General features: G+C 69.0%; 12 protein-coding genes. 9 read left to right on the top strand and 3 right to left on the bottom strand.

The features are described 5' to 3' along the window. Positions 1-61 precede the first annotated feature (61 nt). Positions 62-331 carry a hypothetical protein gene (locus tag CRO12_RS01465; protein WP_097062252.1) on the top strand — a complete coding sequence of 90 codons (270 nt, stop codon included), beginning with the start codon at positions 62-64 and terminating at the stop codon, positions 329-331. Positions 332-389: 58 nt separating this feature from the next. Here the strand turns inward: CRO12_RS01465 and CRO12_RS01460 are convergent, their stop codons facing one another. Beyond that, entirely contained in the window at positions 390-1,442 is a 1,053-nt protein-coding gene (locus tag CRO12_RS01460; protein ID WP_179640803.1) for a serine hydrolase domain-containing protein, read from the bottom strand. 213 nt (positions 1,443-1,655) lie between these two features. After that, on the bottom strand, positions 1,656-3,773 hold the full coding sequence (locus tag CRO12_RS01455; protein ID WP_097062250.1) for an AsmA family protein: 2,118 nt from the start codon (positions 3,771-3,773) through the stop codon (positions 1,656-1,658). Between the two features lie 163 nt (positions 3,774-3,936). On the opposite strand from CRO12_RS01455, the gene rpmI reads away from it, so the two are divergent. The 8 genes from rpmI (at position 3,937) to CRO12_RS01415 (ending at position 12,169) form a co-directional block, all read left to right on the top strand. Next, positions 3,937-4,140, top strand: coding sequence for a 50S ribosomal protein L35 (gene rpmI / locus CRO12_RS01450; protein WP_097062249.1), 204 nt, complete (start codon positions 3,937-3,939; stop codon positions 4,138-4,140). Positions 4,141-4,154: 14 nt separating this feature from the next. Continuing rightward, positions 4,155-4,520 (top strand): 50S ribosomal protein L20, encoded by a 366-nt coding sequence (rplT, locus tag CRO12_RS01445; protein WP_097062248.1) that lies wholly within the window; start codon positions 4,155-4,157, stop codon positions 4,518-4,520. An 81-nt stretch (positions 4,521-4,601) separates the two neighbouring features. Continuing rightward, positions 4,602-5,219: a LysE family translocator gene (locus CRO12_RS01440; RefSeq protein WP_097062247.1), complete on the top strand. Its 618-nt coding sequence runs from the start codon at positions 4,602-4,604 to the stop codon at positions 5,217-5,219. Positions 5,220-5,295: 76 nt separating this feature from the next. Beyond that, on the top strand, positions 5,296-6,438 hold the full coding sequence (gene pheS, locus CRO12_RS01435) for a phenylalanine--tRNA ligase subunit alpha (protein WP_097062246.1): 1,143 nt from the start codon (positions 5,296-5,298) through the stop codon (positions 6,436-6,438). Beyond that, the gene (gene pheT, locus CRO12_RS01430; protein WP_097062245.1) at positions 6,435-8,858 is read left to right on the top strand and encodes a phenylalanine--tRNA ligase subunit beta; all 2,424 of its coding nucleotides are present in this window, start codon (positions 6,435-6,437) and stop codon (positions 8,856-8,858) included. Before pheS ends, pheT begins: the two co-directional genes overlap by 4 nt. Before the next feature lie 115 nt (positions 8,859-8,973). Continuing rightward, complete coding sequence (locus tag CRO12_RS01425; RefSeq protein ID WP_097063273.1) at positions 8,974-9,708, top strand: SDR family NAD(P)-dependent oxidoreductase; 735 nt, start codon at positions 8,974-8,976, stop codon at positions 9,706-9,708. Then, entirely contained in the window at positions 9,708-10,556 is an 849-nt protein-coding gene (locus tag CRO12_RS01420) for an aldose 1-epimerase family protein (protein WP_097062244.1), read from the top strand. Before CRO12_RS01425 ends, CRO12_RS01420 begins: the two co-directional genes overlap by 1 nt. 134 nt (positions 10,557-10,690) lie before the next feature. Beyond that, on the top strand, positions 10,691-12,169 hold the full coding sequence (locus tag CRO12_RS01415; RefSeq protein ID WP_097062243.1) for a peptide chain release factor 3: 1,479 nt from the start codon (positions 10,691-10,693) through the stop codon (positions 12,167-12,169). A gap of 34 nt (positions 12,170-12,203) precedes the next feature. On the opposite strand, the gene CRO12_RS01410 is transcribed toward CRO12_RS01415, so the two are convergent. Next, positions 12,204-13,484: a spinster family MFS transporter gene (locus CRO12_RS01410; protein WP_097062242.1), complete on the bottom strand. Its 1,281-nt coding sequence runs from the start codon at positions 13,482-13,484 to the stop codon at positions 12,204-12,206. Positions 13,485-13,559: the final 75 nt, after the last annotated feature.

The raw sequence follows: 13,559 nt of genomic DNA, 5'->3' as shown, positions 1-13,559 counted from the left end.
CTGTGGAACAAAGCCGACGATCGGCATTTGTGCCCCTGATCATGTTGGAAAGGGGAAATCCATGAAGAAGCTCGTTGCACTCGGCCTCGCGGCCGGTCTGGTGTCGCTCAGCGCCTGCAACTCGTCGCCGGCCGAGCAGGCTGCCGACAATGTCGAGGCGGTCGCCGACAACATCGCCGACAACCTGGAGGACCAGGCCGACAACGCGACCACTGAGGCGGGTGCCGAGGCGCTCGAGAACCAGGCCGATGCGGTCGAGGACCAGGCCGACAACGTCGCCGCCGACCTGCGCACCAACGATGCCGACACCAACCTGTCGAACGGCATCTGAGTCTTCACCACTTCAGGTAGTTCTGAGAGGGCGTCCAGAGCAATCCGGATGCCCTTTCTCATGCGCGGGCGATCGTCTCCACCCAGCCGCCGATCGTCGACTGCGCAACGTCGGTGTTGTTGAAGGCGACCACCGTCTCGTCGCTGCCCAGGCGGTGCGCGATCAGCGCGCGGTAGCCGCCGACCCGGCCCGCTTCCCACGCCCAGCGCGCGCCGGCGATGTCTCGGACCCGGCCGCCGAGCGCATACGCCTCCGCCGGCCAGCGTACCGTCGCGAGGGCTACGCGGGACGCCGGTCGCAGCAGTCGGCCGTTGAAGATACCGTGCGCCGCGCGGACCGCATCGGCAGCGGTGCTGGCGACGTTGCCGGTCGCGGCGATGAAGGCGGGTGCCGGCGACATCTTGCGCGCAACCGGCGCGGTCGTGGCATAGGCCGCGGCGAGCGCAGGCATCTCCGGCGCACCCGCCTGAGCGAAGCCCGTGTCCGGCAATCCGATCGGGCGGATTGCGAGCCGCTCCAGCGCGTCCGCGAACGGCTGACCGGTCACCCGCTCCACCATCGCGGCGATGATCACCCAGTTCAGCGCGGCATAGTCCCAGCCGCTACCCGGCGCGAAGGCGAGGTCGCCATCGGCGAAGCGCGCCACCATCGCCGCGGCGCTCGCGTTCGAGCTGCGCAGGCCGGGGTTCGACGCGACCTCGCGGCTGAGCAGGTCGGGGATGCCGCTGGTGTTGGAGAGGAGGTGGACGAGCCGGACCTGCGCGCCGGTGTCGGCGCGGAAGTCGGGCAGGTAGCGGCTGACCGGCGCGTCAAGCGCGAGCCGGCCCATGTCCACTAGCCGCAGCACTGCCGCGCTCGCAAGCCACTTGGACGCCGATCCCCAGCGGAAGCGGGTGGCGGGCGTGACGGGTCGGCCGGCCTCGACATCTGCCATCCCGGCGCACCGCAGGTGCACGAGCCGACCACCCCGGCCGTAGCCGATCACGCCGCCGAAGCCTGCGGGAAGCACCAGCGCGTCGATCGCGCGTGGCTTGCTGTCCGGAACGGCCGCGCCCGCGCGCGTTGCGGCCAGAGCCAGGCCTGCCCCGATGAGCGTGCGTCGTCCAATCACTGCTGTTCCTCCCGAAATAGTATCCCGTCACCTCGGCCTTGAGCTGGGGTCCCGCTTCTTCCCCCGACCTTGGATGCAGGCGGGACCCCGGATCAAGTCCGGGGTGACGAACTAGGGAGAACTGCTACGCCCCGTCATACGAAGGCAGCCGCCGCACCGCTGTCCGACGTGGTGAAGGGGTGATCGGCTGACGCGGAACGCGCCCCCGGCCGCTCAGAAGATCCCCAGGAACTTCTTCCGCTGCTCGCGCCGCTCGCCCTTGGTGCGGCGGCCGTCCTCCGCAGTGGCGGTAGTGCCGCGGCCGACATCGTCGCGCGGCTCGCCCTTGCTGGTGCGCTGCGCTCGCGCGGTCGCGCCGGCGAGCACGGGGCCGCAGGCCGCCGACTTGGCGTCGCCCACGTCGACAAAGGCGAGCACACCGGCGAGCGGGCTCGCGACCACCGCGAGGCCCAGCCCGACACCCGCGCGGCTGATCAGCTCGGGCGAGATCACGTTGAAGCTCGGCGCCGAGAAGACGCCGCCGATCCCGACCGGCGACTGGCCGGCGAACAGGCTGAACTTCTTGGAGTCGGCGCGGAAGGCGAGATCGATCGTCTCGTTGCGGAACGAGAAGCCGCCGCGCCCAAGCATCACGTTCTTGCGCGTATCGATCAGGATCGGGTCGGCGGCCGCCACCCCGCGCCGCACGGTGAAGCCGATCAGCCCGCAATTGATCTGCACCGGCTCCTTCAGCCGTCCCTCGAACATCTTCTGCGCGAAGGTGCCGAGATCGAGTTCGGACAGCTGGATGTTGCGGGTCCAGAAGGTGCCGGCCGGCATGACAAAGGCGATCCGCCCGGCCGAGGAGGCGAGCGTGTCGTGAATGGTGTCGCCGCGGCCCTTCAGCTCGATGCGGCCCCTGATCGTGCCCGACGTGCCAGCCTCCGCCACGCCATAGCCGGCGAGCAGTCGGCCCATCGGCGTGGGCGCGAGGCGAATGTCGTAGCTCGCCGCGGTCGGGCGGAGGCGCGTGTCAAAGATCACGTCGGCGGCGACATTGCCCCGCGCCATGGCAAAGGACAGCGGCGACAGCGCGAGGCGACCGCGTTCGAGGTCGAGCGTCAGGTCGATGTTCGAGATCGGCAGATTGCGCGAGCGAACGGCGCGCACCGTCCATTTCAGGTCGGCGTCGAACTGCTGCATCAGCGCGACCGGAAAGGTCGCGTCGGGGAGGACGCGGGCCGGCGCGGCGCCGGTCGCGGCGGCGGCGGCGACCGCGCCGCGGGTCGCGACGATGTCGGGATTGTAGCCGATGAACGGCGCGGCATCGATGATGTCGAGGCGGCGGGTCGTCAGGGTCGAATCGAGGTGGAGCCGCTCGCCGTTGGTGACGGTCAGCTGGCCGGCCACGTCGCTCGCGCCGAAGACGCCGGCCATGCGGGTGAAGCGGTACGCCTCCCCGTCCTTCACCATCTGCGCGCGCAGCCGATAGCTGCGGGTGTTGGGGATCGCGACGCCGATGATGCCGAGCAGATCGGCCATGTTGCGACCACGCGCGCGGGTCTGAAGCGGTACCTCCTCGATGTCCGCGATGGAGGGCAGGGTGCCGCTCACGTCGACCACGTTGTTCGCCGCCCAGGCGCGCAGCGTCAGCTTGTTCTCGCCGCGGTTGGCGGTCGCATCGGGAGAGAGCAGTTGCGCCGCGACCCGGAACGGCGTGTCGCGGACCCGGCCGGTGCCGCGTACGCCGACGGCGCGGCCGATCCGCGCGTCCTGCGAGACGATGTCGTCGATCCGAAGGTTTGCGAGCAGGCGCATGCGTGGGTCGAGGTAGCGGAGCGTGGTGCCCCGCACCCGCGCCACGTCGATCCGCGGAAAGGCGAGCGGCTCGCCGCCCTTCTTCTCGCTGAACGTCCAGCTATTGGTGCGGTGGTCGGCGGTCCACTCCAGGTCGATCGCGCCGCGATGCAGATCGAGCGAGTAGAGCCGGCGCTTGCCGAACAGCAGCGACAGCGGCGCAACTCGCGCGTCGATGCGGTCGGCAGTGAACAGCTCCGGGCGGGTGGCCCACGACGGATTGTCGATCGACAGGCGCTCAGCGTAGAACTTCAGGCGGAACGGCGCGAAGTAGAGCTGGAAGTCGCCGCCGACCCGCACCTCGCGGTGGGTGAGTCCGCCGACGATCCGCTCAAACGGATGCTTCAGGAACCGTCCCCTGGTGACGAACAGCACCGCCCAGGCGAGCACCAGGAGGCCGATCAGGGTCGCGAGCGCCGACACGGCGACCGCGGCCGGCCGCCCGATCTGACGGGGACGCGCGGGGAAAGCTACGGGCGCGGTCGTGTCGGTCATGTAACGGTGTCAACCGCGCGGGAGCGTGGGTGGTTCCGCTGGCCGTTGCAATTGGGGCGCCCTTCGGCTAACGGCGCCCACTTCCGCGATTTGCTGGATGAGCCGCCTGGCCAGTGTGGGCTGCCAGGGCTGCTCGAAAATCGCCTGAGCGAAAGGACGAGAAATGCCCAAGCTGAAGACCAAGAGTGGGGTGAAGAAGCGCTTCAAGTTCACCGCCACCGGCAAGGTCAAGCACGGTGTCGCGGGCAAGCGCCACCGCCTGATCAGCCACAATGCGAAGTACATCCGCCAGAACCGCGGCACCAGCGTGCTCGCCGACGCCGACGTGGCTCACGTCAAGGCGTGGGCGCCGTACGGCCTGAAGTAAGGAGCGCCTGAACCATGGCACGAGTGAAGCGTGGCACGACCACCAAGGCGAAGCACAAGCGGATCCTGGAACAGGCGAAGGGTTATTTCGGCCGTCGCAAGAACACCATCCGCATCGCGCGGCAGGCCGTCGAAAAGGCGGGTCAGTACGCGTATCGCGACCGCAAGGTTAAGAAGCGGACGTTCCGCGGCCTGTGGATTCAGCGCATCAACGCCGGCGTCCGCGCCGAGGGGCTGACCTATTCGCAGTTCATGCACGGCCTGAAGCTGGCGGGCCTCGATCTCGACCGCAAGGTCCTGGCCGACATCGCCATGCACGAGGGCGCGGCCTTTAGCGCGATCGTCGCGCAGGTGAAGGCGGCACTGCCCCAGGCCGCCTGACGCGGACTGAAGAGCGAAGCACGAGAGGGGCGCCGGGGCAGAAGCTTCGGCGCCCCTTTTCGTTTCCGGGAGGTTGGATCAGTGGCGTGGAACACTTGGTGGCTGTACGTGACGGCCGTTTTCCTGATCTCGGCCACGCCGGGGCCGAATATGCTCCACGTCATGGTCAACAGCATCCAGCACGGCCGGCGGCGCACGCTTGCCTCGATGGCAGGACTGATGACCGCGGTGCTGCTGTGCCTGTTCGCCTCGGCGATGGGGCTGGGCGCGCTGCTGAAAGCATCGCCGCGACTCTACGACGTGCTGCGCTACGCAGGCGTCGCCTACCTGATCTGGCTGGGGGTAAAGGCGTGGCGGGCGCCGGTCGGTGCCGGTACCGTGGAGGTGCCGCGGACGCGGTCGCTCCGCGCGCTCTACGCGACGGGCCTCGCGACCGGGCTGTCGAACCCCAAGCTGATCGTCTTCGCCGCGGCGTTGTTCCCGCAGTTCATCGACACGGACCGACCGTTCGGGCCGCAGCTGGCGGTCCTGATCGCGAGCTTCGCGGTCATCGAGGCGTTCTGGTTCGGCGTCTATGCGCAGAGCGGTCGCTCGCTGGCCGCCTGGCTAGCGCCGGCTGCGCGGCAGCGGCTGTTCAACCGGCTGACCGGCACGCTCTTTATCGGCTTCGGCGCGGCGCTGCTGGGCAGCCGAATCTAGTCTGCCCAGCCGTTCGCCCGCTTGACGGCAGCGGCGGCATGCGGTTCGGCCCTACCGTCCACCTGAACGGAAGATCATGACCACCGACCTTGACCAGCTCCGGACCGACCTGCTCGCCGCGATCGATGCGGCGGCGGGGCTTGATGCGCTTGATGCGGTGCGCGTCCATGCGCTCGGCAAGCAGGGGTGCGTCACCGTGTTGCTGAAGACGCTGGGAGCGATGAGCCCGGAGGAGCGCCAGGCCGCCGGCCCGCGCATCCACGGCCTCCGCGAGGCGGTGACCAGCGCGATTGCCGAGCGGAAGACGCGGATGGAGCAGGCGGTGCTCGACGCGCGGCTCGCGGCCGAGCGGATCGACCTGACGCTGCCGGTCGACCTGCCGCCGCCGGGCAACGTCCACCCGGTCGCCCAAGTCATGGACGAGCTCGCCGAAATCTTCGCCGACCTCGGCTTTGCGGTCGCGACGGGGCCGGAGATCGAAGACGACTGGCACAACTTCACCGCGCTCAACATCCCGGAGACACATCCTGCAAGAGCCATGCACGACACATTCTACGTGGAGCGCATTGGCACGAGCACGGCCGGCGCCGCTCAAGCGGCGACCGACGACGGCGGCTCTGCCGCTGGCGCGTCCGAGCGCATGGTCCTCCGCACGCACACTAGCCCCGTGCAGATCCGTGCTATGCTGGCGGCAGGTGGCGACAAGCCGGTGCGGATCATCGCGCCCGGACGCACCTACCGCAGCGACAGCGACGCCACGCACACGCCGATGTTCCACCAGGTCGAGGGGCTGGTGATCGATCGCGGGATCACCATGGGGCACCTGAAGTGGACGCTGGAGACGTTCCTGAAGGCGTTTTTCGAGCGCGACGACATCGTGCTGCGGCTGCGCCCGAGCTACTTCCCGTTCACCGAACCGTCGGCGGAGGTCGATGTCGGCTACACGATCCAGAACGGCAAGCGGGTGATCGGCGGCAGCGATGGGTGGATGGAAGTGCTCGGCAGCGGCATGGTCCACCGCAAGGTGATCGCGGCCGGCGGCTACGACCCCGACGTCTGGCAGGGCTTCGCCTTCGGGTGCGGGATCGACCGGCTGGCTATGCTCAAATACGGAATGGACGACCTGCGCGCCTTCTTCGACGGTGACCTGCGCTGGTTGCGCCACTATGGCTTCGGCGCGCTCGACGTACCGACGCTCTCGGGGGGAGTGGGCGCATGAAGTTCACGCTGAGCTGGCTGAAACAGCATCTGGACACGGATGCGAGCGTCGATACGGTCGCCGACACGCTGACTCGCATCGGGCTGGAGGTGGAGGGCGTCGCCAACCCCGGCGCGGCCCTCGCCGATTTCCGCGTCGCCCGCGTGCTGACCGCGGAGCGACACCCGGAGGCGGACAAGCTGCAGGTGCTGTCGGTCGATGCCGGTGACGGGCCGATGCAGGTGGTGTGCGGTGCGCCTAACGCGCGTGCGGGCCTCGTCGGCGTGTTCGGCCCGCCAGGCGCCTATGTGCCGGGTGCCGACATCACGCTGAAGGTCGCGGCGATCCGCGGCGTCGAATCGCGCGGCATGATGTGCTCCGCGCGCGAGTTGCAGATCGGCGAAGGGCATGAGGGCATCATCGAGCTGCCTGCCGATGCGCCGGTCGGGACACCGTACCCCGACTATGCCGGGCTGAACGACCCGGTGTTCGACATCAGCGTGACGCCGAACCGGCAGGACTGCATGGGCGTGCGCGGCATCGCGCGCGACCTGGCGGCGGCGGGGCTGGGGACGCTGAAGCCGCTTGCTGCGGCATATCACATGAGCAACGTCGATCCCGTGCCAGGCGACGGTGGCGGTCCCGATGTCGCGACGCTCGATCCGGACGGTTGCTCCGCCTTTTACGCGCAAGCCGTGTCGGGCGTGACGAACGGCGAGGGATCTTGGTGGATCGCGCGCCAGTTGAAGGCGATCGGACAGAAGCCGATCAGCGCCCTTGTCGACATTACAAATTTCGTCTCCATCGACTTGGGCCGTCCGCTACACGTCTATGATCGGGCCAAGCTCAGCGGCACTCTGGTCGCCCGCAAGGCGCATCCGGGTGAACAGGTGCTGGCCCTGAACGGCAAGACCTACGCGCTCGACGACACGATGACGGTGATCGCCGATGACCGAGAGGTCCACGACATCGGCGGGATCATGGGCGGCGAGCATTCGGGCGTGTCCGACACGACGACGGACGTGCTGATCGAGTGTGCTTACTTCGATCCGGAGAACATCGCGCGGACCGGGCAGAAGCTGCTGCTGACCAGTGACGCACGGACGCGGTTCGAGCGCGGGGTCGATCCGGCGTTCCTGGACCAGGGTCTGTCGATTGCGACGCAACTCGTGGTCGAGTTGTGCGGCGGCACGCCGAGCGGCATCACGCGCGCCGGAGCGCCGCCCGCGACCAAGCACGTCATCCTGTACGACCCGCACCTCTGCGACACGCTCGGCGGGCTGCACGTGCCGCCGGAGCAGCAGGCGCGCATCCTGCTGTCGCTCGGCTTCACCATGGGCGCGATCGATCATGCCGATGCCTACAGCGACGCGCTGTTCGCGACGGTGGAGCGGCCGTGGCCGGTGACCGTGCCGAGCTGGCGCCGTGACGTGGAAGGTGCCCCCGACCTGGTGGAGGAAGTGATCCGCATCGCCGGGCTGGACAAGGTGCCCGCCGTGCCCCTGCCGCGCGTACCGGGCGTCGCGCGCCCGACCGCGACGCCGGAGCAGAAGCTGGAGCGCGTGGTGCGCCGCACGGCGGCGGCGCGCGGGCTGTCGGAGGCGGTGACCTGGAGCTTTATCGCCGAGGATCAGGCGGCGGCGTTCGGCGGCGGCGTCTGGACGCTGACCAATCCGATCAGCGAGGAGCTGAAGGTCATGCGCCCGTCGCTGCTGCCGGGCCTGCTCGCGGCGGCGGAGCGCAACGCGAAGCGCGGCGCGACGACGATCCGGCTGTTCGAAATCGGCCGCCGGTACCTGGGCGACGGCGAGCATCCGGCATTGGGTGTCGTGCTGGCCGGCGAGGCGCGTGGGCGCGACTGGCAGGCGGGCAAGGCGCAGTCGTTCGACGCCTTTGATGCCAAGGCCGAGGCGCTGGCGCTGCTCGCCGCTGCCGGCGCGCCCGTCGCCAACCTGCAGGTGATGGGCGAGGCGGGCGAGGAGTGGCACCCCGGTCAGTCCGGCACGCTCCGGCTCGGGCCCAAGACGGTGCTGGCGCGGTTCGGCGTGCTGCATCCCGGTGTGCTCAAGGCCTTTGACCTGTCCGGAGCAGTCGCGGCGGTCGAGATCTACCTCGATGCGCTGCCGGCGAAGCGCGCGAGCGGGTTCATGCGTGCGGCCTACACGCCGCCGGCGCTCCAGCCGGTCACCCGCGACTTCGCCTTCCTGGTGCCGGCGGAGCTCGCTGCGGGCGACCTGGTGCGGGCGGTAAAGGGGGCCGACAAGACGGCGATCGTCGACACGCGGCTGTTCGATCGCTTCGTTAAGGACGAGCAGACCAGCCTGGCGATTGAAGTGACGCTGCAGCCGGGCGCCAAGAGCTTCACCGACGAGGCGCTGAAAGCGATCGCCGACAAGGTGGTCGCCGCGGCGGCGAAGCTTGGCGCGACGTTGAGGGGCTGATCGCCTCACAGCGTCATGCCCGCGCAGGCGGGCACGGGTTCTGGCTAGCTGGCGTGGGTCTCACGTTGGTTAGCGGCAATGAATTTCCGCCTGCGCGGGGATGACGGAGGTGACGATGCCGACGGTATTGGTGACGGGTGCGACGGCGGGGATCGGCAGGGCGGCGGTGAGCGCCTTCGCCGACGCCGGGTGGCATGTGGTGGCGACCGGACGGCGGGCCGACCGGCTGGCAGCGATCGAAGGCGAGCGCGTTCGCACGCTGACGTTCGACGTCCGCGACGATGACGCGCGCGATGCCGCACTGGACTCGCTCGCTGGCTCGTTCGCCGCCATCGACCTGCTGATCAACAATGCGGGCCTCGCGCTGGGGCTGGAGCCGGCACACAAGGCGTCGCTCAGCAACTGGCGGACGATGATCGACACCAACGTGACCGCGCTGGTCTCGATCACGCACAAGCTGCTGCCCGGCCTGGTCGAGCGGCGCGGCGCGATCATCAACCTGTCGTCGGTGGCCGCGACCTATCCCTATCCGGGCGGCAACGTGTACGCGGCGACCAAGGCGTTCGTGCGCCAGTTCAGCCTGGACCTGCGCGCCGACCTGCACGGGACCGGCGTGCGCGTGACCTCCATCGAGCCGGGCATGGTCGAGACCGAGTTCACGGCCGTCCGCACCGGCAGCCAGGAGGCGTCGGACACGCTCTACAAGGGCGTGAACCCGATGACCGCGGAGGACATCGCCGAGGCGATGCTGTGGGTCGCGACCCAGCCGCCGCACCTCAACGTCAACGCGCTGGAGCTGATGCCGGTGAACCAGTCCTGGCAGGCGTTCGCGGTGCACCGGGGGGGGTGATGGCCGACCTCGTCACCATCGGCTCGGGCGCGCTCACCGCCGAGATCAATCCGCACGGAGCGGAGCTGACGCACCTGCGCGACCAGCAAGGCCGCGAGCTGATGACGAACGCGGACCCGGCGTTCTGGACGGGGCGCGCGCCGCTGCTGTTCCCGATCGTCGGCGCGCTGGCGCAGGACCGCTACCGCATCGACGGGGCAGAGTATGCGATGCCGAAGCACGGCTTCGCGCGGCGTTCGAACTTCGAGGTGGTTGAGTCGGGCGACGCGTCGGCGCGCTTTCGGCTGGTCGACAGCGACGCGACGCGGGCAGACTATCCCTTCGCGTTCGCGTTGGAGCAGGCCTTCGTTGTCGAGGACGCGACGCTGACGATGACGGCGACGCTGACCAACCCGGGCGACCGCGACCTGCCGGCAAGCTTCGGCTACCATCCCGCGTTGGCCTGGCCGCTGCCCGGCGCCGAGCGAGCCGCCGCGACGATGGTGTTCGATGCGGAGGAGGGCGTGGTCAAGGTGCTCGACGGTGCCGGCCTGATCGCTGGCGAGCGGCCGACTCCGCTGGACGGGCGCACGCTGGACTTGCGCGACGAGTTGTTCGCGGACGATGCGCTGATCTGGACCGCCGTCGTCTCGCGCGGGCTGACCTACGGACAGCTCAGGATCGAGTGGGACGCGCCGGCGCTCGGCGTGTGGACCAAGCCGGGCGCGGCGTTCGTCTGTGTCGAGCCGTGGTGGGGCTACGCAGACCCGGCCGGTTTCACGGGCGAGATCTGGGACAAGCCGGGCATCATGCGGCTCGCGCCGGGTGAGGTGCGGACGTTCGGGATGCGGGTGACTTTGCTACGCTGACTTCCCAAAACCGTCCGTCCTGAGTAGCCGCTGAGCTTGTCGAAGCGGCGTATCGAAGGACATGCCCAACGCGGTGCTTCGATACGCGCCTTCGACTGCGCTCAGTCGCTACTCAGCACGAACGGGATCTCCTTTTGACCACCGCTTCCCCCCGCCGCACGTTCGCGATCATTTCCCACCCCGATGCGGGCAAGACGACACTTACCGAGAAGCTGCTGCTGAAGGGCGGCGCGATCCACCTGGCCGGCGAGGTCAAGGCGCGGGGGCAGGCGCGGCGCGCGCGGTCGGACTGGATGAAGATCGAGCAGCAGCGCGGCATCTCCGTCACGTCGAGCGTGATGACGTTCGAGCGGCAGGGCATCACCTTCAACCTGCTCGACACGCCGGGGCACGAGGATTTCTCCGAGGACACGTATCGGACGCTGACCGCGGTCGATTCCGCGATCATGGTGATCGACGCCGCGCGCGGTATCGAGGCGCAGACGCGCAAGCTGTTCGAGGTCTGCCGGTTGCGCTCCGTGCCGATCATCACCTTCATCAACAAGGTCGACCGCGAGGGACTGTCGCCGTTCGCGTTGCTCGACGAGATCGCCGACAAGCTGGCGCTCGACGTCTCGCCGCGAATGTGGCCGATCGGAATGGGCGGCACGTACGAGGGGCTGCACCGGATCGGCGACGCCACGGCCGCGCTGCCCACGGCGGTGCAGGAGGAAGTGGAGCTGGCGCAGGTCGGCTACCCGGACTTCGACGTTGAGGCCTATCAGCACGGCGACCTGACGCCCGTGTTCTTCGGGTCCGCACTCCGCGAATACGGCGTTGACGACCTGATCGACGCTATCGCCACGCACGCGCCGCCGCCGCACGCGCTGCCGGCGGAGCCCGCGCCGGTCGAACCGGAGCACCCGGAAGTCACAGGCTTCGTGTTCAAGGTGCAGGCGAACATGGACCCGAACCACCGCGACCGCATCGCCTTCATGCGGCTGGTGTCGGGCACCTTCAGGCGCGGCATGAAGCTGACGCCCACCGGCCACGGCAAGCCGATCGCGATCCACTCGCCGATCCTGTTCTTCGCGCAGCAGCGCGAACTGGCGGACGAAGCCTATCCGGGCGACATCATCGGCATTCCCAATCACGGCACGCTCAGGGTCGGTGATACGCTCAGCGAGCGGGCCGACGTGCGATTCACCGGGCTGCCCAACTTCGCGCCCGAGATCCTGCGGCGCGTCGCGCTGAAGGACCCGACCAAGACCAAGCAGCTGCGCAAGGCGCTGGACGACATGGCGGAGGAAGGCGTGACCCAGGTCTTCTATCCGGAGATCGGGTCGAACTGGATCATCGGCGTGGTCGGGCAACTCCAGCTCGACGTGCTGCTCAGCCGCCTCGATGCGGAGTACAAGGTCGCGGCTGGCTTGGAGCCGTCGCCCTATGACACGGCGCGCTGGATCAGCGCGAGCGATCCGGCCAAGCTCAAGGCGTTCGTCGATCTGAACAAGGGCGCGATGGCCAAGGATCGCGACGGCAACCCCGTGTTCCTGGCCAAGAGCGCGTGGGAGGTAGGCTATGTGGCGGACCGCTACCCGGACGTGACCTTCGCGGCGACGCGGGAGCGGTGAGCGGGCGGCCGTACCGTGCGAGGCACGGCGCGCCTCACGCCTCCACCCAGTCCTTGCGCAGCGGCTTGACCGCCAGGTACATGAGCCCGCTTGCCACCACGTAGAAGCTGAGCGCCGCCATCATCGAGTATCGCAGCGCCTCCGCGCCGAAGCGGAGCGTCATGGCGTCCGACATCGCGCCCATCACCCACGATCCGATCCCAAGCCCGATGAGATTGTTGATGAACAGGAACGAGGCGGACGCGGTCGCGCGCATGTGCGCGGGGACGAGGTTCTGGACCGCGGTGGTGACCGGGCCCAGCCACAGGATGTTGAGCCCGTTCGGGATGAGGAGGAACGCGAACGCGCTCCACGGCGAGGACGACCAGAAGCCGAGCGCGAATAGCGGCACGGTGATCGCCCAGGCAGTCGCGGGCAGCTTCGCGTACACGCCGCGATCGCGTGTCCCCAGCCGGTCGGCGAACCAGCCACCCGCGAAGACGCCGAGCGTGCCGCCGATCAGGAGCAGCCCGCCCATGAACTGCGATGCCTCCCACAGCGAGAAGCCGTAGGAGCGGATCAGCATGGAGGGCGTCCAGAAGGCGAGGCCGTAGCCGCACATCGAGCTGAACGCCGCGGCGAACGCCATCAGCCAGAAGCTCGGCTTGCGCGCGAGGATCGGGAAGACGGCGGCGAGCGGCGCGCGCTCGGTGGTGGCGCTGCTGACCCGATCGGCGCCGCCGCGCGCGGGTTCGCGCACCAGGAGGCGGAAGATCGGCGCGAGCACGATGCCGGCAACGCCGACGACCAGAAACGCCGTGCGCCAGTCGACGCTCGCAGCAATGAAGCCGCCGAGCAGCGCGCCGAGCGCGAGGCCGACCGGAATGCCGAGCGAGTAGATCGCGAGCGCGCGGGCGCGGCGCTCCGGGGGGAAGTAGTCGGCGATCATCGCATAGGACGGCGCGACGCCGCCCGCTTCACCCACGCCGACGCCGAGCCGGAAGGCGAACAGCTGCCAGAAGCTGGTGGCGACCCCGCAGAGCGCGGTGAAGCCGCTCCACACCGCCAGGCTGATCGTGATCACCCAGCTGCGGCTGGTCCGGTCGGCGACCAGCGCGAGCGGGATCGCGAGCGTCGAGTAGAGGAGGGCAAAGGCGATGCCGCCGAGCGCGCCCAATTGCGTATCGGTGAGGCCGAGGTCCGCCTTGATCGGCTGGACGAGGATGCCGAGAATCTGCCGGTCCAGGAAGTTGAAGGTGTAGACGACCAGCAGCATCGCCAGCACCAGATTGGCATACCGCCGGTTCGAAGCCGCTTGTGCCGGGCTCGCGTCCATGCCTGATTTTCCCCTGTCGTCCGTACCGTCAACTGCGACGGGCCGGGTACCGCGTTTACGATACCCGGCCCGTCG

This window comes from Sphingomonas guangdongensis, from assembly GCF_900199185.1.
Classification (GTDB): Bacteria; Pseudomonadota; Alphaproteobacteria; order Sphingomonadales; family Sphingomonadaceae; genus Sphingomonas; species Sphingomonas guangdongensis.
This window is presented reverse-complemented; position numbering and strand designations above follow the sequence as displayed.

What these genes read in the sequence shown, in the direction of transcription:
- CRO12_RS01465 (WP_097062252.1), top strand. Translation starts at nt 62, where the DNA reads ATGAAGAAGCTCGTTGCACTCGGCCTCGCGGCCGGTCTGGTGTCGCTC.
- CRO12_RS01455 (WP_097062250.1), bottom strand. Translation starts at nt 3,773, where the DNA reads ATGACCGACACGACCGCGCCCGTAGCTTTCCCCGCGCGTCCCCGTCAG.
- rpmI (WP_097062249.1), top strand. Translation starts at nt 3,937, where the DNA reads ATGCCCAAGCTGAAGACCAAGAGTGGGGTGAAGAAGCGCTTCAAGTTC.
- rplT (WP_097062248.1), top strand. Translation starts at nt 4,155, where the DNA reads ATGGCACGAGTGAAGCGTGGCACGACCACCAAGGCGAAGCACAAGCGG.
- pheS (WP_097062246.1), top strand. Translation starts at nt 5,296, where the DNA reads ATGACCACCGACCTTGACCAGCTCCGGACCGACCTGCTCGCCGCGATC.
- pheT (WP_097062245.1), top strand. Translation starts at nt 6,435, where the DNA reads ATGAAGTTCACGCTGAGCTGGCTGAAACAGCATCTGGACACGGATGCG.
- CRO12_RS01425 (WP_097063273.1), top strand. Translation starts at nt 8,974, where the DNA reads ATGCCGACGGTATTGGTGACGGGTGCGACGGCGGGGATCGGCAGGGCG.
- CRO12_RS01420 (WP_097062244.1), top strand. Translation starts at nt 9,708, where the DNA reads ATGGCCGACCTCGTCACCATCGGCTCGGGCGCGCTCACCGCCGAGATC.
- CRO12_RS01410 (WP_097062242.1), bottom strand. Translation starts at nt 13,484, where the DNA reads ATGGACGCGAGCCCGGCACAAGCGGCTTCGAACCGGCGGTATGCCAAT.